At 35.7% G+C, this 21674-nt stretch carries 19 protein-coding genes; 10 read left to right on the forward strand and 9 right to left on the reverse strand.

Annotated elements, in window-relative coordinates; translation table 11 throughout:
- Positions 1-306: 306 nt before the first annotated feature.
- The gene (locus tag SB028_RS08150) at positions 307-741 is read right to left on the reverse strand and encodes a universal stress protein (RefSeq protein ID WP_069369375.1); all 435 of its coding nucleotides are present in this window, start codon (positions 739-741) and stop codon (positions 307-309) included.
- Between the two features lie 689 nt (positions 742-1430).
- Here SB028_RS08150 and ftnA point away from each other — a divergent pair.
- The 4 genes from ftnA to SB028_RS08170 all read left to right on the forward strand — a co-directional run bounded on the left by ftnA (position 1431) and on the right by SB028_RS08170 (position 4072).
- On the forward strand, positions 1431-1934 hold the full coding sequence (ftnA, locus tag SB028_RS08155) for a non-heme ferritin (RefSeq protein ID WP_069369374.1): 504 nt from the start codon (positions 1431-1433) through the stop codon (positions 1932-1934).
- Between the two features lie 457 nt (positions 1935-2391).
- Entirely contained in the window at positions 2392-2784 is a 393-nt protein-coding gene (gene copC / locus SB028_RS08160) for a copper homeostasis periplasmic binding protein CopC (protein ID WP_069369373.1), read from the forward strand.
- Entirely contained in the window at positions 2784-3680 is an 897-nt protein-coding gene (copD, locus tag SB028_RS08165) for a copper homeostasis membrane protein CopD (protein ID WP_318860115.1), read from the forward strand. Before copC ends, copD begins: the two co-directional genes overlap by 1 nt.
- A gap of 47 nt (positions 3681-3727) precedes the next feature.
- Complete coding sequence (locus SB028_RS08170; RefSeq protein ID WP_069369371.1) at positions 3728-4072, forward strand: YebY family protein; 345 nt, start codon at positions 3728-3730, stop codon at positions 4070-4072.
- A 305-nt stretch (positions 4073-4377) separates the two neighbouring features.
- Here the strand turns inward: SB028_RS08170 and SB028_RS08175 are convergent, their stop codons facing one another.
- The 3 genes from SB028_RS08175 to yebS form a co-directional block, all read right to left on the reverse strand.
- Positions 4378-4620 carry a DUF1480 family protein gene (locus SB028_RS08175; RefSeq protein ID WP_069369370.1) on the reverse strand — a complete coding sequence of 81 codons (243 nt, stop codon included), beginning with the start codon at positions 4618-4620 and terminating at the stop codon, positions 4378-4380.
- 201 nt (positions 4621-4821) lie between these two features.
- Positions 4822-7140, reverse strand: coding sequence for a PqiB family protein (locus SB028_RS08180; protein WP_069369369.1), 2319 nt, complete (start codon positions 7138-7140; stop codon positions 4822-4824).
- Positions 7082-8383 (reverse strand): membrane integrity lipid transport subunit YebS, encoded by a 1302-nt coding sequence (gene yebS, locus SB028_RS08185; RefSeq protein WP_413242936.1) that lies wholly within the window; start codon positions 8381-8383, stop codon positions 7082-7084. The genes SB028_RS08180 and yebS overlap by 59 nt, the downstream gene beginning before the upstream one ends.
- A gap of 232 nt (positions 8384-8615) precedes the next feature.
- On the opposite strand from yebS, the gene SB028_RS08190 reads away from it, so the two are divergent.
- From SB028_RS08190 to htpX, 5 genes are all read left to right on the forward strand, one after another.
- On the forward strand, positions 8616-9113 hold the full coding sequence (locus SB028_RS08190; RefSeq protein WP_069369367.1) for a GAF domain-containing protein: 498 nt from the start codon (positions 8616-8618) through the stop codon (positions 9111-9113).
- 95 nt (positions 9114-9208) lie between these two features.
- The gene (gene proQ, locus SB028_RS08195) at positions 9209-9904 is read left to right on the forward strand and encodes an RNA chaperone ProQ (RefSeq protein ID WP_069369366.1); all 696 of its coding nucleotides are present in this window, start codon (positions 9209-9211) and stop codon (positions 9902-9904) included.
- 19 nt (positions 9905-9923) lie between these two features.
- Positions 9924-11984 (forward strand): carboxy terminal-processing peptidase, encoded by a 2061-nt coding sequence (gene prc / locus SB028_RS08200; protein WP_069369365.1) that lies wholly within the window; start codon positions 9924-9926, stop codon positions 11982-11984.
- 911 nt (positions 11985-12895) lie between these two features.
- Positions 12896-14248, forward strand: coding sequence for an OprD family outer membrane porin (locus SB028_RS08205; RefSeq protein ID WP_069369364.1), 1353 nt, complete (start codon positions 12896-12898; stop codon positions 14246-14248).
- A gap of 419 nt (positions 14249-14667) precedes the next feature.
- Positions 14668-15546 (forward strand): protease HtpX, encoded by an 879-nt coding sequence (htpX, locus tag SB028_RS08210; protein WP_069369363.1) that lies wholly within the window; start codon positions 14668-14670, stop codon positions 15544-15546.
- A gap of 87 nt (positions 15547-15633) precedes the next feature.
- Here htpX and SB028_RS08215 read toward each other — a convergent pair whose 3' ends face one another.
- The 4 genes from SB028_RS08215 to hxpB form a co-directional block, all read right to left on the reverse strand.
- Positions 15634-16497: a hypothetical protein gene (locus SB028_RS08215; protein ID WP_286139079.1), complete on the reverse strand. Its 864-nt coding sequence runs from the start codon at positions 16495-16497 to the stop codon at positions 15634-15636.
- A gap of 135 nt (positions 16498-16632) precedes the next feature.
- The gene (locus tag SB028_RS08220; protein ID WP_069369362.1) at positions 16633-18024 is read right to left on the reverse strand and encodes an L-cystine transporter; all 1392 of its coding nucleotides are present in this window, start codon (positions 18022-18024) and stop codon (positions 16633-16635) included.
- A 243-nt stretch (positions 18025-18267) separates the two neighbouring features.
- On the reverse strand, positions 18268-18834 hold the full coding sequence (locus SB028_RS08225; RefSeq protein WP_069369361.1) for a metal-dependent hydrolase: 567 nt from the start codon (positions 18832-18834) through the stop codon (positions 18268-18270).
- Positions 18835-19145: 311 nt separating this feature from the next.
- Entirely contained in the window at positions 19146-19814 is a 669-nt protein-coding gene (hxpB, locus tag SB028_RS08230) for a hexitol phosphatase HxpB (RefSeq protein WP_069369360.1), read from the reverse strand.
- Positions 19815-20013: 199 nt separating this feature from the next.
- On the opposite strand from hxpB, the gene SB028_RS08235 reads away from it, so the two are divergent.
- Complete coding sequence (locus SB028_RS08235) at positions 20014-20553, forward strand: YniB family protein (protein WP_069369359.1); 540 nt, start codon at positions 20014-20016, stop codon at positions 20551-20553.
- A 133-nt stretch (positions 20554-20686) separates the two neighbouring features.
- Here SB028_RS08235 and SB028_RS08240 read toward each other — a convergent pair whose 3' ends face one another.
- The gene (locus tag SB028_RS08240; RefSeq protein WP_069369358.1) at positions 20687-21559 is read right to left on the reverse strand and encodes a fructosamine kinase family protein; all 873 of its coding nucleotides are present in this window, start codon (positions 21557-21559) and stop codon (positions 20687-20689) included.
- Positions 21560-21674 lie beyond the last annotated feature (115 nt).

Genomic DNA, 21674 nt, shown 5'->3' on the forward strand with positions numbered 1-21674 from the left:
CTTTTACCCTGCTGATTAAATTTAGTCTTGATAGGAAAAGTATTTTTACATAATTTAACATTATGAACAATATAAATTTATTAAGAAATAATTAATGTTGAGAATTATATAGAAAGTATAGCGATGAATATATGTGTTCAGTTTTTAATAATAATCTTATTGCTTAAGAATATATATTTAAGCATTACTCTTAAAAACAAGAATTATAAAATAAAATATTATTTTGAGTGGATTTTATGGTGAAAAGGATAAGAAATCTGGCTTATAACGAATACCAGATTTCTTATGAAAGTAGAAAGTGAGTGATTAACGCACGACTAATACCGATGATTCTGCGTAACTGACTACCGAAGATGCGGTAGAACCTAGGAGATAAGTTTTCATCCCAGGATTACGAGAACCAATGACAATCAGCTCAGCTTGAATTTTTTTTGCCGTTTCTAAAATTTTATCGCGAGGATTACCGATAGAAACATAAAATTGAGTTGTACTATTAGAAATATCAATGTGCGATAGATTTTCTTTTAGTGTAGATAATGCAATTTCAATACGTTGTTTGTCACTTGCTAGTCTATCTTGGCCTGCGAATGCAAATCCGACAAAAGACTCATAACTTGGAATGACTGATAAAAAATGAATATTCAATTTGTCAGCGACAGACAATGCTTTTAGATGAGACACAACCTTGTCCAATAAACCAAGCTCTGTAAAATCAACGGGTACTAACACTGTTTTTGTCATAGTGGCTCCTAATTAACCTTTTATTATGATTAGGGCTTTAATATTAATTTTTTGTGCATACAAATATGAGTTACCTACTCATCTTATCAGTCAAAATGAAAAACTGCACAAAATTTGAAATTATTTTTATTTTTTGAGAGTTATGTATTTTTTTATATGAAAAAAGTGAAAAAAACGGTTGTTAGAAAAAATAAATGTATATAAATATAAAAGAGAGGTTTTAATAAATAAAGTATGATAATGAATAATAGGTGTTTTTTATTTACTTAAAGATAAATATTATTTTTTAGATATTTATTCATATAGGGTAGAGTTTTTTTTCTAAAATTTTTAATGGTGGAATATAATTTTTCATATGATCTTAATTTGAATATCTTGTTTTATAAAGAAAAAGTCAATAAAGAAAAAATTTAAAAATCAAGCTTTGTAGTGATGTTTATATCTATATATTTCAATGCGTTACATTGTTTTTTTGGTAATAATTAAATATATATCCATCCTTAATGATAATAAGTACTATTTAGTTTTTTAATAGGGTTAAAAGTATATTACAAATGAGATTGGTTTTTATTTTTATTACAGTTAATTAATTGAAAAAACAAATAAAATCACACTTAAATAGCTATATTTTTATTTTTAACTGTGCATAATATCCATAATGTTAATTTTTATCGTAAAGGACGTAAAATATGTTACATCAAGATATGATCAATAAATTGAATGAACAGCTAAATTTAGAGTTTTATTCGGCAAATTTGTATTTGCAAATGAGTGCTTGGTGCAACGATAAAGGATTTGATGGAGCTGCTAAATTTTTAAAAGCCCACTCTCGTGAAGAAATGGAACATATGCACCGTTTATTTGATTACTTAAGTGATACAGGTGCAATGCCTTTACTTGGGGCGATTGAAGCTCCACCTGCTGAATTTTCATCATTATCTGAATTATTCGATAAAACTTACGAACATGAAAAACATATCACATCTGAGATTAATAAATTAGCACATGTTGCAATGACAACTCAGGATTATTCAACATTTAACTTCTTACAATGGTATGTTGCAGAACAGCATGAAGAAGAAAAATTATTTAAATCAATCCTAGATAAATTAGCAATGGTTGGTGACAGTGGTAAAGCTTTATTCTTGTTAGATAAAGATCTGAATACATTATCAACATCTGCACATGTCTAATTATTGGCTAAAATTTAGATGACCTAATTAATTGCGCTCTGTTATGAATGAATAGCAGGGCGTTTTATTCTTCTCTACTACCTCCCTTTTTATTCTTACTATCCTTATCTCTTATCTCTTATCTCTTATCTCTTATCTCTTATCTCTTTTCTTATTTATATTGTCTGTTTTTTATCCTCAAAATACTTATTGAATGCTATTTATACAGGAAGGTTATTTTGTTTTTAATTGCATTTGGTTATGTATTGAACTGTTTAGACTGTCAATATGGGTATTATATTTTTTTGAAGTGTAAAAATGGGTGATATCTGAAACAGAAACTGGTCTAAATAACATATATTTTGAGTGCTAGTTCACAACCTTTTATTTCTAATATCAAGAAGCGAAGATCTTGACGTAAATTTGCTATAAAATATTTTCATAAATAAAAAAATCACCTGTAATTTAAGAGGTTATTATGTCATTAAATACACTTAAGACATCTTGGGGTAAATTATCAGCTATTGCTGTTTTATTCCTTGGTATGTCATACCAACAAGCATTAGCACACGCACACTTAAAATCACAGTTACCTGCTGAAGGCGCAGCGATTGAACAAGCCCAAGCGCCGAAAGTTATTACGTTAGACTTCTCTGAAGGTATTGAATTAGCCTTTAGCAAAATCAAAGTTACTGATAGCGATGGCAAAGAAATCACGGTAGGAAAGTTGAGCTTAGACCCTGTTAACAACACTAAATTATTACTGCCTTTAGAAAGTGATTTAGCTGAAGGTAATTATTTGGTTAATTGGAACGTTGTTTCCGTTGATGGGCACAAGACAAAAGGTTCTTATCAATTTAGTGTAAAATAATGACACCTGAAGACGTTTATATTTTATGCCGTTTTTTCCATTTTGTGGCAGTCATGTTTATGTTCGGACTGAGCTTCTCGGCTGCCATTCTTGCAAAAGATAAGTTTATTCCTCTTATTCAAGTTCGTTTGCGTCCTGCATTAGCGATTAGTACTGTTACTGTATTTGTTACGACTTATTTATGGATGGCAGTACAATCCGGTATTATGGGGGACGGATGGGAGGATGCTTGGTCGTTTGAAATATGGAAGGCAGTATTAGGTACTTCATTTGGTCAAGTTTGGCAATGGCAATTAGTATTAGCAACCGTTGCATTTACTTTTTTATTTATACATCAACGTCATCTTCGTAACTTCTCTTTATTAATTGTTGCTTCAATTATGTTGATCTTACATGCATCAATTGGTCATGGTGCTATGTTTACAGGAGCAGAAGCGACATTTTATAAAGTTAACCAAAGTATTCATCTTATTAGTGCTGCATATTGGTTTGGGGGACTGTGGCCATTTGTTGCTTGTTTGCAATTTTTACGGAATAAAGATGAACTTGCAGATGGGATGCTCAAACCTATCATTGGGACAATGAAGCGATTTTCGCTTTTAGGTCATATTGCTGTTCTATTGGTTACTATTACTGGTATTATCAGTGCCATTATGTTAATTCCAGGATGGCCATCAGTACAATTATCATCCGAATATCAAAGTATGCTATGGCTTAAAATTAGTTTAGTGGTGTTAATGCTTGGTCTAGCCGTAATTAATCGCTATGTGTTAGTTCCTAATATACGTAAAAAAAATAATTTTCAATGGTTGCTAGTAAATAGCTGGTTTGAATTATTACTTGGAACAATGGTTATTTTTACCGTAGCCATCTTTGCGATTAACTCACCTGTATAGCTTGTTATATAATCGAAAAAACCTAATTTCTTAAGTGAGATATCCACATGAAACGTTTTTTATTAGTGGGAATGTTAATGCTTTTCTCTTTTCAAGCATTCTCTGCGGCACCTATTTCAACAGTGAGTAAACTTCAATTTGGTGATGATTGGCCATTTACGCGGGAAGAAGTGATGCTCAATTGTCGTGCTGATGGTGCTTGGTTTGTGATTAATCCAGCAACACTGATGCAGTACCCACTTAATGAAATCGCAATAAAACAAATGGAAAGTGGAAAAGTAAAAGCACAGTTGATTGATGTGATTTTACTGCCAGATCCTAATTCACCTGAAAAGAAAAAATCCGTAGAAGTCATACAGAATGCAATTAAGTCGCTCTGTGAGAAAAATTAATCAAGTGATTAATAATATAGTTAAGCACTTTTTTACTTTAATTACATTGAGTTAAATAATAAAAATTAAGAGTAAAGACGATTTTTAATAGAAAATAATGTGCTGCTAGGTTGTTTACTGGATCTTTACATATTGTTAGCTAATATTTAACAGTAGGTTGTGAAAACAAAAAGTCTGAGTTAGTCCTTGATTTTTGTTTATGCAGTAATCAGTAATTACTTTTTAGCGCACGGCTCGTAATGAGCCATTTCCCTAAGCCAGATAAATGATTTATCTGGCTTTTTTTATTTCTCTTTAGCATCTCATTATGCCACTTTTAAGATCCAGTGGTGATTTTCTTTATCATAAGCATGACGATAAAGCAGAATATTTTTATCTTTCAATTGCGCGGGAATACTTGTGTTTTCATCCCATCCATCTAATTGCATGCAAAACTCTTTGTCATAATCACATGGAATATGGATATAAGTTAATTGGTTATCGGAAGAGTGTTTCAATGTAATATCTTCAATTTCATAGCAAGCAATTTTCAATGTTGTCTTTTTCATAATGAAACTCCAGTTTAAGCGATGTTGTGTTGTGTTGTGTTGGGGCATTTGTTGTAAAGAATTCTTTTTGACCAAAACAAGATCAAGCATAGTATAAATGGAATCTATTTCCAAAATATTTTTTTAGAATAAAAAAAACGGATCATTTTTTGTGATCCGCTTTAAATAAATTATCTGAAATAGGGGAGAATTATCTAATCTTTAAGGTTTAGGTATTGCCGTTCCCCATTCATCCCAATCCTTGGGTTCTTTATTATTTAAAATGAAATTCTGTTCCTGTTTGGCTTTTGCTTGTAATGGTGTAGAAGGTGGCGTTGCAAAAGTGATCCCTCCACGTATAAATTGCTTGAATGTACCACTACGAATAACTCCGCCAGTTAAACCAAACGAGAAGTTATATCCGGATGAGAGCCAAAACTCTGTATTATTTCGAACAAGATATTGGTATTTTTTACTAATACGAATATGAATTAATACTCTGTCAGACATGTTTCCTAGTTCAAGGCCTGTTACGGCGCCAACCTCAAGACCACGGTAGTAAATGGGGGTGCCGATTTGTACCGAACCCGCTTCAGTGGCATTTAACACGAGGTTTAATCCATCGAGATAGCGTGAGTCTGTTATATTGGATGTTTGCAATTCAAATTGACGGTATACGCCACCATTACCAGGCTCTGCTTTAATATAAGGTTGTATAAGTGAATCTAAGTTATCTAATCCCGATGCCGTTAATTCGGGAGTCACAACAGCGAAGCGGCTACCTGATCTCGCAAAGGTTTTGACATAATCAGGGTAGAGAACCGCAGATACAGTCACTGCCTTTCTATCTGGAGAGAGGATTAATGATTCGACTTGCCCGATATCAATACCTAAATAACGAATAGGCATCCCTTCGGAAAGTTTGCTTGCGTCATATGTTTTTAAAGTAATTTGTGCACCGATAGCTCGTGCGCTAGTTTCTGATGGGTAGAGTTTGTAACGTGAAACATTACTATTGATATTTTCGAAATTATCAAAACTGATAGCGCCTTTTAAAGCACGATTTAGTGGCGTTGCTTCAACAGTTAATCCTGAACCATTAACGGATACTTTAGCTGCCCCCTCAGTCCAGAAGACACTCTTTTCTGTAAGCAAATGGCGATATTGTTTGGAAATATAAACATCAATATCAAATTCATCCATTAAAGGTCGAACATCAGTAATCTCGCCGACTTGAAATTGATGGTAAAGAACCACCGAACCTTTTTGGATCCCCGGAAGGCTTGATGCTTTTAAAGTGAGTGTTACAGGTAATTCATTACCATTAATACTGGCTTTAGCAAAAAAATCGTTACGATACAGGCGATACTGTTCTTTAGGTGCGCCTTTAGTACCTTGAATCAGGTGAATGCCTCCTTCAAGCCATTCTTGCGGTGTTGCACCTTGCACTTCAATGCCATTTAAACCCATATTGACGTTAATTCGACTATTGGCAACAAATTTACTATTTTCATAAATATAATGCTTATATTCAGGAGCAATAATTGCATCAAAAATAACTCCGTCATCACTCATATTGCGCTGAATAATTTGTCCAATAGTAATTCCTCTAAAAAGAATAGGTTGCCCTGCATCGACTCCCCAACTTTCTTCACTGGTTAGAGAAATAATTAAGCCATCTTCGCCATATATTGCTTTACCCGCATCTACGGAAGTTGCAGATTGTAAAACGAACTGCTGATTTTCTTGTGCTGGAGGACTATTTTCTGGGGAATCAAAAGCAATGGCGCCATTAATTAAAGCAGAAACACTTTCCATTTTTACTGATACGCCACTTTTTAAATTGAAACTACCTTGAAAGCCAGAGACATTCCAGAAATGACTATCTTGGCGAATTAAGTGGGCGTATTGCTTTTCAATACTCAGTTCAATAAAAATACCCTGATTATCAGGGCGGATTGTATAGCTATACACTTTCCCCACAGGGACTTGGCGATAATAAACTTGGGAGTCAACATTGAGTGATCCCAGTTTATCTGCTGTTAGCGTTATTAATTGCTGGTTTTTATCGATATTCGCTTGAGGACGAACTTCCTGAGCAATAAATTTAAACTGTTTTTCACCGTCACCCGGTAACATGCTGATATAGTTGCCACCAACTAAAGCATCTAGTCCCGAGACACCAGAAAGGCTGGCTTTAGGTGTAACCAACCAAAACTGTGTATTTTTGCGCAGTGCAGTCGCAAGATCTTTGCGGATATCAGCAGTAACAATAACTTGCCGTAAGTCATTGCTTAAAGTGATGTCCTTAACAAGACCGACATCAACGCCTTGATAGCGAATGGGTGTTCTGCCAGAGACAATTCCTGATGCAGATTGAAAATCAATCGTAATTTCTATTCCTTTATCTTGCCAATGTTGGAAAAGCAACCAACTCGCTATAAAAATGGCGATAACAGGGAGTAGCCAAAATGTTGAAATTTTACGTTTGTGGCGTATTTGGGCTTGTGTGTCCTGAACGTCGTTTTCTTCTTGTTGCATAAGTATCCCATAGTAAACGACTATCCAGCCATTCAACGGCAAGGATAGTAAGAATAACCGCAGTACCAAAATAAAAAGCCGCTGGTCCCATTGTAAAAGTCATCAGTTGATCACGATTAATCAATGACATCATCAGCCCAATTACAAAGAGATCAAGCATTGACCATCGTCCTATCCAAGAGACGAAACGGTATAATTTCATTCGAATTAGAGGATCAATACGAGAGTTAAAATGAATGCTTAATAATAAGCCCAGCATAATAATGATTTTGAAAAAAGGGACAAAAACACTGGCAATAAAAACAATAATCGCAATCGGAGTATTGCCTGAATTCACTAAGGAAAGTACACCTGAAAAAATCGTGTCTTCGCTACGTCGACCATTTAGGTAGAAAATAGAAATAGGTAATAAATTTGCAGGTATTAGCAAAATTATTGCTGAAATTAATGCCGCCCATGTCTTTTGCAAACTCATTGGTTGTCTTGGGGTATAGCAAGATTTACAACGTGGGCAGTGTGTTGATGGTGTTTTTTTAAAATGGTAATGACAAGCATGGCAAGTCGCAGGGCTTTTTTCTATTTCTTTTTGTGGATAGAAGCGTTGCCAAAGTTGGTCCATATTAATGTTAATGAGCATTAATAAACTGAGTATCATTAAAGAAACAAAAGCAATTAGACCATTGCCAATATAGACCGTTGCATAATCGCCTAATTTTATTGTTGCAACACCAAGCCCAATCAAATAGACATCGAGCATAACCCATTCCTTTAATTTTCCTAACATTAATAAGACTGGGCGAAGATTAAGGCGTAAGCGAGATCCTAAATGGAGATATAAAATAGCGATGGGGAGGCTAAGTGGTGCCGCAATAGCACAAAAGGCGACCATTGTCGCCGTAAGAGGGGAGCCTTGTTCTGACATCATACGAATACCATCGAGCACATTTGCCGTTATCATTGTGCCTAATAGGTGAATTTTAATTAGTGGTTGAGTAAATGCTATTGATGCCAAAATAAGCATGGTAATAGAGAGAATAAGTAGACGAGTTAATGACCAATATCGATAAGATGCAAGTTTGGCTTGGCAACGTGGGCAATAAGCATCCTCTCCACGCTTTAATGCAAGAGGGAGTGTCACGAGATGATCACACTCTTGACAGCGTATTGATTTTTTTTCCTTTGTTGCGATATTGTTCACTATGTTGCTCGCTAATTCGCCTAAGTTGGTTTTCTTCAGAGTTATCGTTTGATTAAGCTAAAAAAAAGTACCTATACTCACTGGTTCACAAGTTATCATTTTTATTATATTTATGCTTTTCATTTTACAATACAAAGTGTCTGATTTTGTTGTGGGTGTTAAGGGAATATTCTCGTTTTTTTACCCAATTCTTGAAAATGGAGTATTCAACCTCAAGATAAAATAGGCTAAATTATGAGTATGTTATCTGTTTTAGTTACGCAAATAGGGTTTTATGATGCCAAAATCGCTTTTTTATCAGGAACTCACTGATAATTTGTCAGCCTTGTTGTCTGGTGAAAATGATCTTATAGCATCACTTGCTAATACCAGCGCCCTTCTTTACGAGAAGTTGGATACGATAAATTGGGTTGGGTTTTATCTTAATGATGGTGATTCATTAGTCCTTGGCCCATTTCAAGGAAAAATGGCTTGTGTAAGAATAGGTTTTGGAAAAGGAGTTTGCGGAACAGCATACTCTGAAAACAGAATTTTAAGAGTAAGTGACGTTCACCAATTTAGTGGTCATATTGCTTGTGACAGTGCCAGTCAGTCTGAAATTGTTCTACCTTTAGAAGTAAATGGACAAATTATCGGCGTTCTCGATATTGATAGTCCTATTTTTGATCGTTTTGATAAAAAAGATGAAAATGGGCTTAAAGCGTTGTGTGACGTGCTTTGCGAGCATTTAAAAACGTGTCATACAGCAAAATATTGTGAATTTTGTGTAAGTTAACAGGCGTTTGCCATAGAAATTGTTGGCAACACTATTATAATGTCGCTTGTTCATGCCTGCGCTGGTTGGCAAAACCGTTGTAATCAGGAAATTTCATGGAAAATCAACCTAAGTTGAATAGTAGTAAAGAAATCATCGCTTTTTTAGCTGAACGTTTCCCTAAATGTTTTATCGCTGAGGGTGAAGCTCGCCCTTTGAAAGTGGGCATTTTTCAAGATCTTGTTGAAGATCTGAAAGATGAAACTCAACTGAGTAAAACGCAGTTACGTTCGGCATTACGCTTGTATACCTCAAGTTGGCGCTACCTTTATGGAGTTAAAGAAGGAGCAAAACGTGTCGATTTGAATGGTAATGACTGCGGCGAACTGGAAGCTGAGCATATTGAACATGCTCGTACACAATTAGCAGAAGCTAAAGCGCGAGTTCAAGCTCAAAGAGCAGAACAACGTGCTAAGAAGCGCGAAGCTGAAGGTGATAAGGAGACCAGCAAACGTCCGACAGCGAAAAAGCCAAATAATACGCGTCGTCAGCCACCTAAAGAGGGTGAAAAACGACAGCCTCGTCCTCAAAAAGCGACTCAAGCACCTCGTAAAACACCACCACGTCAAAATACTGAAAAGTTAATTCCAGTGAAAGACACATCAGTTCTTACTGTTGGTCAATCGCTGAAAGTTAACGTTGGTAGCAGCGTGATGGACGCGACAGTGCTAGAGATAGCGAAAGAGGGTGTACGTGTACAATTGCCTAACGGTCTGGCAATGAATGTACGCACGGAACATTTAAAGTTCTGATACGGAGGCCAACCAGAGCATGAACAAACTTTTAAATGTGGCTTTTGCAATCGGATTAACGTTAACAGGCACTTCTGTTGTGATGGCTGAGAAACCAGCCACCCCAGCAATGGTAACTATTGATCAGTTACCCGAATTAAAGCAAGAGCCACAGCATTCTACTGTGAGCGAGCGAGTAACCTCTCGTTTTGAACGTTCTCATTATCGCCAATTCTCTCTAGATGCGAGCTTTTCTGAAAAGATTTTTAATCGCTATCTTAATTTATTAGATTATAGTCACAATGTGTTGCTAGCATCAGATATCGCCCAATTTGATAAAGAAAAAACCAAAGTAGGTGAATATCTGAAAAAAGGTGAGCTTCAACCTCTTTATGATCTCTTTAATTTAGCGCAAAAAAGACGTTTTGAACGTTTTCAATATGCCTTAAATCGCTTAGACAAACCCATGGATTTAACTGGCCAAGATAAATTTGAGTTAGATAGAACAAAAGCGCCATGGCCGCAAACTCAAGCTGAGCTAGATAAACTTTGGGATGAAAAAGTCAAATATGATTGGTTAACGCTGAAACTATCTGAAAAAACGGATAGCGAAATTAAAGAGACACTAACTAAGCGTTATAAAGCGGCTTTACGTCGTCAAACGCAAAGTCAAAGCGAAGATGTTTTTCAAATCATTATGTCGGCATTCGCCCGCGAAATTGACCCTCATACAAGTTATTTATCACCAAGAAATACCGAAGCCTTTGATTCTGAGATGAGTTTATCCTTAGAAGGTATTGGTGCTGTATTACAGATGGATGATGACTATCCTATGATCAACTCTATGGTTACGGGTGGTCCAGCTGCAAAAAGTAAAGAGTTGAAAGTTGGCGATAAAATTATTGCCGTAGGACAAGAAAATAAACCGATGGTTGATGTTGTCGGTTGGCGACTTGATGACATTGTTGCTTTGATTAAAGGACCGAAAGGTAGCCAAGTAAAATTAGAAGTTATTTCTGATGAGAAAGGTGCTAAACCAAGAACAATTACTTTAGTTAGAGAGCAAATCCGTTTAGAAGACAGAGCTGTTAAGCTAACTGAAAAAGTGATTAACGGCGATAAAGTAGCAATTTTGGATATTCCAAGCTTCTATGTTGGTTTAACCAATGACGTAAAAACACAGTTACAAAAAGTGGCGAAAGATAATGTTTCAGCTTTAGTCATTGATTTGCGTGGTAACGGCGGTGGTGCATTAACAGAGGCGATTTCACTTTCAGGATTATTTATTCCAAGTGGTCCTGTTGTGCAAGTCAGAGATAATAATGGTCGTGTAAGACAAGATTTCGATAAAGATGATGTTGTGTATTATAAAGGACCACTGGTTGTTATCGTTAATCGCTTTAGTGCTTCTGCCTCTGAAATTTTTGCTGCTGCAATGCAAGACTATGGACGAGCATTAATTGTAGGTGAGCAAACATTCGGTAAAGGAACGGTTCAGCAATATCGCCCATTAACCCGTGTTTACGATCAAATGCTAAGCCCTGATTGGCCGGGTTTAGGGTCAGTGCAATATACTATTCAAAAATTCTATCGAATTAATGGTGGGAGTACTCAACTTAAAGGAGTAACACCTGATTTGTTGTTGCCAAGCTTTGATAGTGCTGAAATGGGTGAAAGTTTTGAAGATAACGCATTGCCTTGGGATAGTATCTCTCCAGCAAGCTATCAGCTATCCGAGTATTCAGACAAGCTGAAAGCTGCGTTAGTACCATTAACCGAGCAGCATACTAAGCGTATTGCAAATGACAGAGAGTTTTCATACATCTTTGATGATATTCAGCGCTACAACGATGCTAAAGCAAAAGGTGAAGATAAATTTGTTATCTTAAACTTTGCTGAAAGAGAGAAAGAAAACAAAGAGCTAGAAACCATTAAATTAAACCGTATTAATGAGCGTTTTAAATTAGAAGGTAAACCAGCATTGAAATCACTCGATGACTTACCTAAGGATTATGAAGGTCCAGATCCTTATTTAGATGAAACGGCTAAAATTGCGGTTGATCTCTCAAAAGTGCTGAAACCTAAAAAATTATTAAATTAAGTTATCAGTTATAACAATAGAGACTTAAAATAACCCCTCCAATAGTTGGATAACCAATTGCTGGAGGGGTATTTTTTATATTAATTAAAATATAAAATTATCATTGCTAATCAATGTTTATCAGGCTTTCCATCAAAAAGTTTTTTCAAAAAATCCATAATATCTTTTTAGATGGGATCCTTCTCATTTTTAGTTATTCACCATATTAAGTTACCCGTAATATAAATAATTATTAATAAATGGATATTTAAATTTAACTTTATGCAACTTAATTTTCAATCCGAAATATATCGTGAATAAGTTCTATAAGCTATAAGAGAGAATGTTAGGTTTATTTTTAGGTAATAAGTGAGTTTCTTGCTTAATAAAGGGAATAAAAAGCCAAAATAGCTACTTATTGTGATTAAGATCTCATTTGATATTATCTCTATTGCAATAAATGTAACATCTTGTGACAATGATCTCTTAAATTGACATAAAATTACTATAGTATGCAATTTATGAAATATTTGCGTCATTTTTAGATGTTGATGCATTAGCTAAAATTATTACCTAAATGATGAGTTATCTTTATTCAATGAGCTTAAAATGTATTTTTAGAGCAACATACCATAACTAAAATATTATATTTTCAAAGTAAGGTTCTCTATGTAAGGGATAATGACTAAAGGCAAATAATCTATTATTTGCTTATAGGGTTTTATTACAAAAATAAGTAAATATAAATATGGTGAGACATCCATATTGGATTTTTTATGCCAAAAAATGACTCTATTGCTTGAAATTAGTGCAACTACAAATTTAATCAAAGGTTATTTTTTAGCTAAATAAAGAAATGGTGCTTTATTAAACTTGCTGAGTATAAATCAGCACAACTTAATTCAAATATTTATTAACCAGGTTGCATTAAGATGAAAGTAAAAAAAATAGTATTATTTATGCTGTCTCCTTGTTTCTTAGCGGTAAGTACAGCTAATGCTGCAAATTGGGAAAACTCAATTAAAGAAAGCGCATTTATTTCAGATTCAGAACTTGAGCTTTCTACAATTAATATGTGGAAATACCTAAAAACAGAAAACCGTTTTGATAAACAAGAGCAGCGTTACAGAAAGCAAGTTGCTAATGCTTGGGGTCAAAACTTCCAAGCGGATTTCAAATCAGGTTATTTCGGTGGCATTTTAGGATTTGATGTTTCTTATTATGGTGGTATTAAATTAGGCGCAAGTAAAGACTTCGCCTCTCGTGCAATTTTATATAATGATGATGGTGAAGCAAAAGGTTATAACAAAATAGGTCAACGTTTTGCAAAAGTAAAATTCGATTTAGATCCGGTCTTAATTAATGGTAAAGCAGGTTGGTTTACCTTGAAAAATACTGGTATTTTTACTAACTCACAGCGTTTGTCATTAAATAGCTACAATGGTTATGCAATCAATACTGCAATGGGTGACTGGAGCTTAGATTTACTGTTCCTTGACGGTAAAGTAATGCGTCGTGATAGCCCAAATATCGACAGAATGTATTTTAATGATGGTAATGATATTAGACATAATATCGATCACGTTCTTACGGGTGGCATAAACTACAATTCAAAACCGTTAAAAGTCTATTACTTCTATGGTCAGGCTGATGATGTATTCCGTCAACAAGGTTTAGAAGCTAAATATAAATTAACATCAGACGTCACTCTGGGCGGTGTTGTTTATTACCATGATTACGGCAGTGATGGTAAACGCACATACAGCGATGCCAATAAGGGTAAACGTAACTTTGATAATGACGCATGGCACTTTGCTGGTACTATGGAATGGCGTATTCCTGAGTCACCGTGGACAATTCGTACGGGTGTGACGTATACCGATGCGAAAAAAGCTAATGGTGTTGGTCAATTTGCGCGTAATCCAATTGGTAATACTCGTGGCCGCTTTAATTCACCCGCTTATGCAGATATTGACTATGTGCGTGATGGTGAGATTATGGGCGCATTAGAAGCTGCATACAAAGTTAACAATGAGTTGTCTATTGGTGCACGGACTAACTATAGTGAATTTAGTTACTCAGGTGAAAGATTAAAACAAGGGCAGTTTGGCTTATTTAGCTACTGGAAACCAACTGCGAATCTTTCAGTTTCTTTAAGTGGTGGTATTGGCTGGCACCACCAGCAAGAAAACGACTATACCACACCAAAACTTTATGATGGTCACTCACAACGAGCTCATTCATTATCAGGCTCTATGACAACCACATATCGCTTCAAAATGTAATTTATAGCGTAATTGCGCTTATTACTTGTATCAGATGCACGACTTACATGTGTTGTGAGTCGTGCATAAAAATACAGTGATCGTTGCTGTTTTATCAATTATCGTAAATAATAGCGTCGGCATAGTAAGTTACGTTATTTTTGCGGTTGCTAGACTAAACGATATATGACCTCTCTAAATAAATCCCTTCCAGTCAACCACACAGAAAATTAATATCACCTATTATCAATCTCGCTTTATACTTAAGTTTAGAATAATACATAATATTAGGTGTTCACTGGTTGTTTCTTTATCAAAATGTAAAGTTATATCGTTTTTAATATTAAATAGGTTAAAAAGCTTGATAAAATCTAAAAAAGCCTTATTTATAAGACAGCTTTAGCAATGTGATAATTAGATAAAATAGGAACAGTATCAATATGATGAGAATTGCTTTATTCCTGCTAACAAACTTAGCCGTTATGTTTGTTTTTGGGATCATCTTATCTTTAACAGGTATACAAGGTCGTAGCGTTCAAGGCTTGATGATCATGGCGGGCTTATTTGGCTTTGGTGGTGCATTCATTTCACTATTAATGTCAAAATGGATGGCATTACGTTCAGTGGGTGGCCAAGTTATCGAAAACCCAACTTCAGAAGTAGAGCGTTGGTTATTAGATACAGTAAGACGCCAATCGGAACAAGTCGGCATTAAAATGCCTCAAGTTGCAATCTACGATGCGCCAGACATTAATGCGTTTGCAACGGGGGCTCGTCGTGATGCTTCGTTGGTGGCGGTTAGCACCGGATTATTAGCCAGTATGAGCCGTGATGAAGCGGAAGCTGTTATAGCACACGAAATTAGCCATGTTGCTAATGGTGATATGGTAACGATGACCTTATTACAAGGTGTTGTGAATACTTTCGTGATCTTTATCTCCCGTATTATTGCTCAATTTGTGGCGAATTTTATTTCGAGCGATGAAGAGAGCGAAAATAGTAACGGAAACCCATGGGTCTATATGGGAATTTCTATGGTGCTTGAAATTGTCTTCGGTATTTTGGCAAGTATTATTACCATGTGGTTCTCTCGTTATCGTGAATTCCATGCGGATGCAGGCTCTGCAAAGCTTGTTGGTCGTGAAAAGATGATCGCTGCATTACAACGGCTGAAAACGAGTTATGAGCCACAAGAAGAGAGTAGCATGATGGCTTTCTGTATTAATGGCCGTAATAAGTCATTCAGTGAGTTATTTTTATCTCACCCGCCATTAGATAAGCGTATTGAAGCACTGCGCAATGGTGAGTATTTAAAATAAAATTGAGGGTTTAATCGCGAACGCTCAAATTAAAGCGCTCAATATGAAAGTATTGGGCGCTTTCTGTTTATGAAGAAAATGGGGTGTTTAATCTAAATATTCCCCAAAGTATGTTGCTACTTTTTCCTCATCAATTTTAAGATTACCTTTCCAGCCAGCCCATGGCATTTCCATATCAGAGCGACCTTTGGTGTTATTAAGCTGGTTTTCTGCAATAGTCATATCGCCGAAATTAGCCCAATGATTTAAAGATAATGGAATATAGGCATTAGGAATAACACCAACTAAGGCAAGTGAGTGTAAAACACCTCGTTTGGTATATCTATCACCAGAAATTAACTTAGCTTCATTTAATCTCTTTTCAAATTTACCCGGCGTTTCATCTTCAGGTGCATGGCGTAATAAATGGAGTAATTGCTTAAAGATCGCTTTATCAGCGGGCGTTGGACTTACTGGTACGACGGTCAGTAGATGCTTTAAGTTCAAGTAGGCATAAGAAGGGCGGCCTGTATAAGCGTTACCGTAATAGAGGCAATATTGAAAATAGCTATCATTAATATGTTTTTGCTTATCCCCATCACTACAAATCCAACAGCAGTCATATTGAGGCTTTTCTTTATAATCATGTGATGGCAAATTTTGTAATTTATGAAAAGCACCTAAAACCGAGCGACCTCTAAGATAACTTCCCCCAACCCCCGCAACAAAAGCATCTAAGCAACGCTTTTGGGTGAGTAAAGGATTATTCCTTAAGCTATTTAATTTCGAGATAACATCAGTGTGATCAGTAAATTTTTCTATAATATTAGGTTGCCAATTGACTTCAAATAATAAGTTTTTTTCTTTATCTGAAAGGATATCAAGGTGATACAGTGAAACTTGGCGTTCTGGATCATATTGGCAGTTTTCATATTTATAGAGTTTACGCAAAACTCGCATAGTTTTTTGCACGATTTTACCTTGTTATATTTATAGGGGGATTAATTGATAATAGAGAATGACATAAATAGAAGATAGGTAACTTAATATAGATACAAAAAAAAGCCAGCTCAAATGAACTGGCTTTATCAATAGGGTAGATAAAGTTTATTTTACTGTAAGTTCAGTTTCTTCATCTTGGTTAAAAACAGCTTTGTCCGTTTGCCCCATAATTTGACTAGTAATTGTACCCGCTGTCATTGAGCCACTAACGTTTAATGCTGTACGTCCCATATCAATTAACGGCTCTACTGAGATTAACAGAGCAACTAATGTCACTGGTAAGCCCATTGCAGGTAAAACGATAAGGGCTGCAAATGTTGCACCACCACCCACGCCAGCGACACCAGCAGAGCTAACAGTCACAATAGCAACTAAAGTCGCTATCCACATTGGGTCTAATGGATTAATTCCCACTGTAGGTGCAACCATAACCGCTAACATCGCAGGGTAAATACCCGCACAACCATTTTGACCAATTGTTGTACCAAAAGATGATGAGAAGCTTGCGATAGATTCTGGTACACCAACACGCTTAATTTGTGTTTCAATATTTAAAGGAATACTTGCCGCACTTGAACGGCTTGTAAATGCAAAGGCTAATAAAGGACCTGCTTTTTTGAAGAATTTAATAGGATTTAAACCTGTGAAGCTGACCAGTAATCCATGAACAATAAACATTAAGCCAATAGCAACATAAGAAGCAACAACAAAGCTTCCTAATTGAATGATGTCGTGCATATTTGAACTTGCAACAACCTTAGTCATTAGAGCCATTACACCATAAGGTGTCAACATCATAACAATGCGAACTAGCTTCATGATCCATGATTGTAAGCAATCAATTGCAACTAAAACTTTCTCACCACGAGGTTGGTCTTCTTTGAGTAATTTCAGTGCAGCCATGCCTAAGAAAGTTGCAAAGATAACGACGCTAATAATCGATGTTGAGCTTGCACCTGTTAAATCAGCAAATGGATTTTTAGGAATAAATGACAAAATAAGTTGTGGCATCGTTAAGTCAGAAACTTTGCCCATATAATTTTGTTCAAGTGCAATTAAGCGCTGTGCTTCTTGTTCACCTTGTACTAAGCCTTCTGCTGTTAAGCCAAATAGGTTAGCAATAACAATACCGATTAAAGCAGAAATAGCTGTGGTGAATAATAGTGTACCAATAGTAAGGCCACTAATTTTTCCTAGTGATGATGCTTGATGCAAACGAGCAACGGCACTAAGAATAGAGGCAAATACTAATGGCATAATGATCATTTGTAACAGCTGTACATAGCCATTACCCACGATATTAAACCAAAGAATAGATTCTTTAATAATAGGATCATGTGAGTCATAGAATGCATGTAGTGCTAGCCCAAAAACCACACCAAAAACTAAACCAACAAGAACTTTCTTTGAAAGGCTCCACTGACGTTGACTTAATTTAGCCAAGATGAGTAATAGCACAACAAAGACGAGTACGTTAATGATTAACGGAAAATTCATCTTAACTCTCCAACGAGATCTTTATTTATATAATTTCGACGATTGTATGCGATATGAGTTCTTAGGTAATAAGAAAGGATATAACAGCATCAATTCGTTATAGAGTAACAGGATTGTTAATAACTTTTTATAATTAATTATTATTTTATATAACTGTTTGGTTATAAAAACAAGGAAAGTAGGCATAAAAAGATGTAATAATTTATAAATAAATAGAGAAACGTAGAGTTTTGTCCGTGTGTGTTAAAAATTAGCACGCTTATTGTGGTACATCTGTAACCAATCGTTGACTTGCGAAGGCAGGGTAATAGTCAGGTGAGGTGGTAAAAAAAGTGCACCAACAAGGATCAAAACAGAGATAAATCGCTCGCCTTTTTTATTGTTCTTTTTGCCTAAAATAGGTAATGCAAAACGCATTTTTAAAGGCCATAAGAAAGGAACGCCAGCGGGGGTTAACATATCGGCAATGAGATGGCTAAGATAACCCAATAAAAGAGCATGAAAGATATCGGCAGAAATACCCCAACGTGGTGAAACTTGGATTTCCCACAAAATAGCTAAACCACAAAACGCAAGTAAACTATGTGTAAAACCGCGATGACCACAGAGCTTTGAGAGGGGCAGAGAGATAATACGGAATAATCGCCCCAGAATAGAACCTGGATGATCTAAGTCAGGTAGAAGTGAGCCTAATAAGACAGCAGGGATCATGTGAAACCAATCACCATGAGCAAGAGCTGGCGTTATTTCAAGCTTCTGCGCTAACACAAGTGTTGCCACAGAAAAAAGTAGATGTCCTTCTGCTGTCATTCCGTGTCTGTTCGTTTGCTGTTCATTTATACAGTAATGAAGTATAAAAGGTTTTGACGATAACTAACAGACAAAAAAGATAAAAATTGTCTTAAATATTAATGAATAACAGGAATGTTTTATTCAATTGATTTAAAAATGATCGAATTTAGGATAAAAGACTAAAAAGTAAGATAGTAATGATCAACGATCATCAAAATATGCAAGAAGAAGACTTTAAAGTAGAAAAGGGGGGAATATGGGGCAATGAATATTAAAAAGAGAATAAAAGGATATCTTACAAAGTAGGATATCCTTTTTATTTATGGAAATTAACCTAATAAATGCAGTTGTGTTAGCTCATTAAGTGATGCAATTTTTACATCAGCCAAGCCCCATTGCTTATCATTAAATTGTTCTATTGCCGGTACAACTATAGAGCGCATTCTTGCGCTTTTACAAGCAATCATACCATTGCGAGAGTCTTCTAATGAAACGCAGTGGATAGGATCAAGATTAAGTGCTTTAGCTGCATTTAGATAAACTTCAGGGTGTGGTTTGCTGTATGGCAATTCATCAGCAGACACGACGGCTGAAAAATAGTGACGAATATTAAACAACTCAAGTACGCGTTCAAGCATAAAATCAGGCGATGCTGATGCTAGTGCAATTTTTAACCCTGATAATTTGCAAAGTTCTAAAGCATGCTCAACACCCGGCAATAGTGGTTTGGTTTCTTCAACCAATTTGACAACACGAGAAACCATTTCTTGTTTTGCTTCTTGTTTTGAGACACCTTGCCAAGGTGATGCTCTATACCATAAATCAATGACTTCGTTTATTCTTAATCCAACCATATCGGGCATTGCCGATGCAAGGGATAAGTCGACGCCCAATTCAGCAAAGACCTCATGTTCTGCTTGCTGCCAAAATGGTTCAGAGTCGATTAATAAACCATCCATATCAAATATTGCAGCTTCAATAGGGAATTTAAAAGACATGTTACTCTCCATAAATAAGGTCTATGTTGTCGAGTGGCGATTGTAGCAAGAGTTGTAAGGAAAATCTTTTTAATCAGTTTCTTATTTATTTTGTAAAATAAATAGAGAGAATAGCTACTATTAATTTATTGTCGTATTAGCCGTTAATTAGACTACGATAAACAGATAAATATTGACGAATTCTACTAGTGAGGATGTGATGAGTTATCAATATGCAGGATTGTATGCCATTTTAAAGCGTGTACTTGGTTGGCTTATTTTTATTCCTGCCTTTATTTCAACCGCCGTATCATTGATAGGATTGGCAGCAATACAACGCCCAAATGGCGATGGTGTAAATGCTGTCATTAATGATTTTTTTCGTGTATTAGCGGAAATGGTGCAATTTAACACACCTTTTTTGGATTTTTTCTGGCGAAATTCACCTATCCCCAATACACAAATGGGATTTAGCCAAGAAAATATCACGTTTTTTGTTATCTTTCTTTTTATGTTTATTGGGTTAGCATTCAGCGCATCAGGATTAAGAATTTATCGCCAAGTGAAATACTTGAAAGAAAATATACAAGATCAGCTTATTATCGAACGTGCAATGAAAAGTGGTGTAACGGCTGAGGAGTTGCAACAAAATATTAAATTACCGCGGCATACTATATTTACTCAAATTATGGTGCTTTATATATCTCCTCTAATTGTTATTGCAATAGGCTATTTCTTGATAAAATTCTTAGGATGGTAATACTGCTTTAAAGTGAACGAGGACGGTTCATTTATATCAACTGAATGGAAAAATAAACCTCGCATAACTGAATCTGGCGAGGTTATATTTTTAGTTTATGTTCTTATCTCAGTGCTATTTCATTCTTTTCCGATTAAGGTGTTGCTAATAGATCATCAATTATTTTTCTGACTTCTAAATAATTTTCTTCGCCCCCAAATAAATTACAACGGTTGAGGAAGAAATAGAGTTGGTAAATAGGCTGACGAGATAAAAACTTATCTGAGAGCGGCCAAACACTTTGATAGCCATCGAAAATATTTGCAGGTACTGCTGTGCAAAGCGGTAACATCGCGATATCACACTCTCGATCGCCCCAATAACAGGCAGGATCGAAAACGGTACCTTCTGATTGATTAATTGCTGCGCAGTTTTTAGGCCACAAGTTGCCGTGAAGCAGAGAGGGTTGTGGATTATGATCAGCAAGACGATGATTAATAATTTGGGTGATCTCGTCGATATCCCCAAAAACCATGCCTTTCTCAGAAGCAAGTTGTAGCTGAAAACCAATGCGTTTTTCAGAATAAAAGCGATTCCAGCGTTTTTCCCAGCTATTGAGTTGAGGGGTTGTATCGATTTGAGTATCGAAATCAAAACCATAGCTAGGTTGTTCTTCCCACTGATGGAGTCTGGCTAATTGTTGTCCAAAACAGTAGGCGCTATGAGGTGTAAATGATTGAACGGGCAAAAATTCAAGGAGTAGAAAACTGGCATCTTTACTATTACCGATACCAAAAACTCGAGGTATTCGAATTGTTTGGCTTTTTGCCAACATTTCGAGTTGTTCTGCCTCATTTTTAAAATTAGGCAGAAATTCACGCAAATTAGATTTCACAAAAACAGGTGTATCACCATAATAAATTTTCCATGTATGATGAATATCACCACTAGAAAGGTGAATTTTTTCGTTTATCTTTGCTGAAAACCCTAAATTTGATTCCAGTAAACGACCTATATTCTGCCACATACTTACACCTCGCAAAGTTGTTTACTTAGTAGACCCAAATAAAATAATAACGAGCGATGTTTATACTATGACAATAACACTTTAATTAAATCAATAAAGTATAAAACTAAAAAAC

This window comes from Proteus vulgaris (genome assembly GCF_033708015.1).
Classification (GTDB): Bacteria; Pseudomonadota; Gammaproteobacteria; order Enterobacterales; family Enterobacteriaceae; genus Proteus.

Coding starts and splice junctions, on each gene's coding strand:
- SB028_RS08150 (WP_069369375.1), bottom strand. CDS start 741: ATGACAAAAACAGTGTTAGTACCCGTTGATTTTACAGAGCTTGGTTTA.
- ftnA (WP_069369374.1), top strand. CDS start 1,431: ATGTTACATCAAGATATGATCAATAAATTGAATGAACAGCTAAATTTA.
- copC (WP_069369373.1), top strand. CDS start 2,392: ATGTCATTAAATACACTTAAGACATCTTGGGGTAAATTATCAGCTATT.
- copD (WP_318860115.1), top strand. CDS start 2,784: ATGACACCTGAAGACGTTTATATTTTATGCCGTTTTTTCCATTTTGTG.
- SB028_RS08170 (WP_069369371.1), top strand. CDS start 3,728: ATGAAACGTTTTTTATTAGTGGGAATGTTAATGCTTTTCTCTTTTCAA.
- SB028_RS08175 (WP_069369370.1), bottom strand. CDS start 4,620: ATGAAAAAGACAACATTGAAAATTGCTTGCTATGAAATTGAAGATATT.
- SB028_RS08180 (WP_069369369.1), bottom strand. CDS start 7,140: ATGCAACAAGAAGAAAACGACGTTCAGGACACACAAGCCCAAATACGC.
- SB028_RS08190 (WP_069369367.1), top strand. CDS start 8,616: ATGCCAAAATCGCTTTTTTATCAGGAACTCACTGATAATTTGTCAGCC.
- proQ (WP_069369366.1), top strand. CDS start 9,209: ATGGAAAATCAACCTAAGTTGAATAGTAGTAAAGAAATCATCGCTTTT.
- prc (WP_069369365.1), top strand. CDS start 9,924: ATGAACAAACTTTTAAATGTGGCTTTTGCAATCGGATTAACGTTAACA.
- SB028_RS08205 (WP_069369364.1), top strand. CDS start 12,896: ATGAAAGTAAAAAAAATAGTATTATTTATGCTGTCTCCTTGTTTCTTA.
- htpX (WP_069369363.1), top strand. CDS start 14,668: ATGATGAGAATTGCTTTATTCCTGCTAACAAACTTAGCCGTTATGTTT.
- SB028_RS08220 (WP_069369362.1), bottom strand. CDS start 18,024: ATGAATTTTCCGTTAATCATTAACGTACTCGTCTTTGTTGTGCTATTA.
- SB028_RS08225 (WP_069369361.1), bottom strand. CDS start 18,834: ATGACAGCAGAAGGACATCTACTTTTTTCTGTGGCAACACTTGTGTTA.
- hxpB (WP_069369360.1), bottom strand. CDS start 19,814: ATGTCTTTTAAATTCCCTATTGAAGCTGCAATATTTGATATGGATGGT.
- SB028_RS08235 (WP_069369359.1), top strand. CDS start 20,014: ATGAGTTATCAATATGCAGGATTGTATGCCATTTTAAAGCGTGTACTT.
- SB028_RS08240 (WP_069369358.1), bottom strand. CDS start 21,559: ATGTGGCAGAATATAGGTCGTTTACTGGAATCAAATTTAGGGTTTTCA.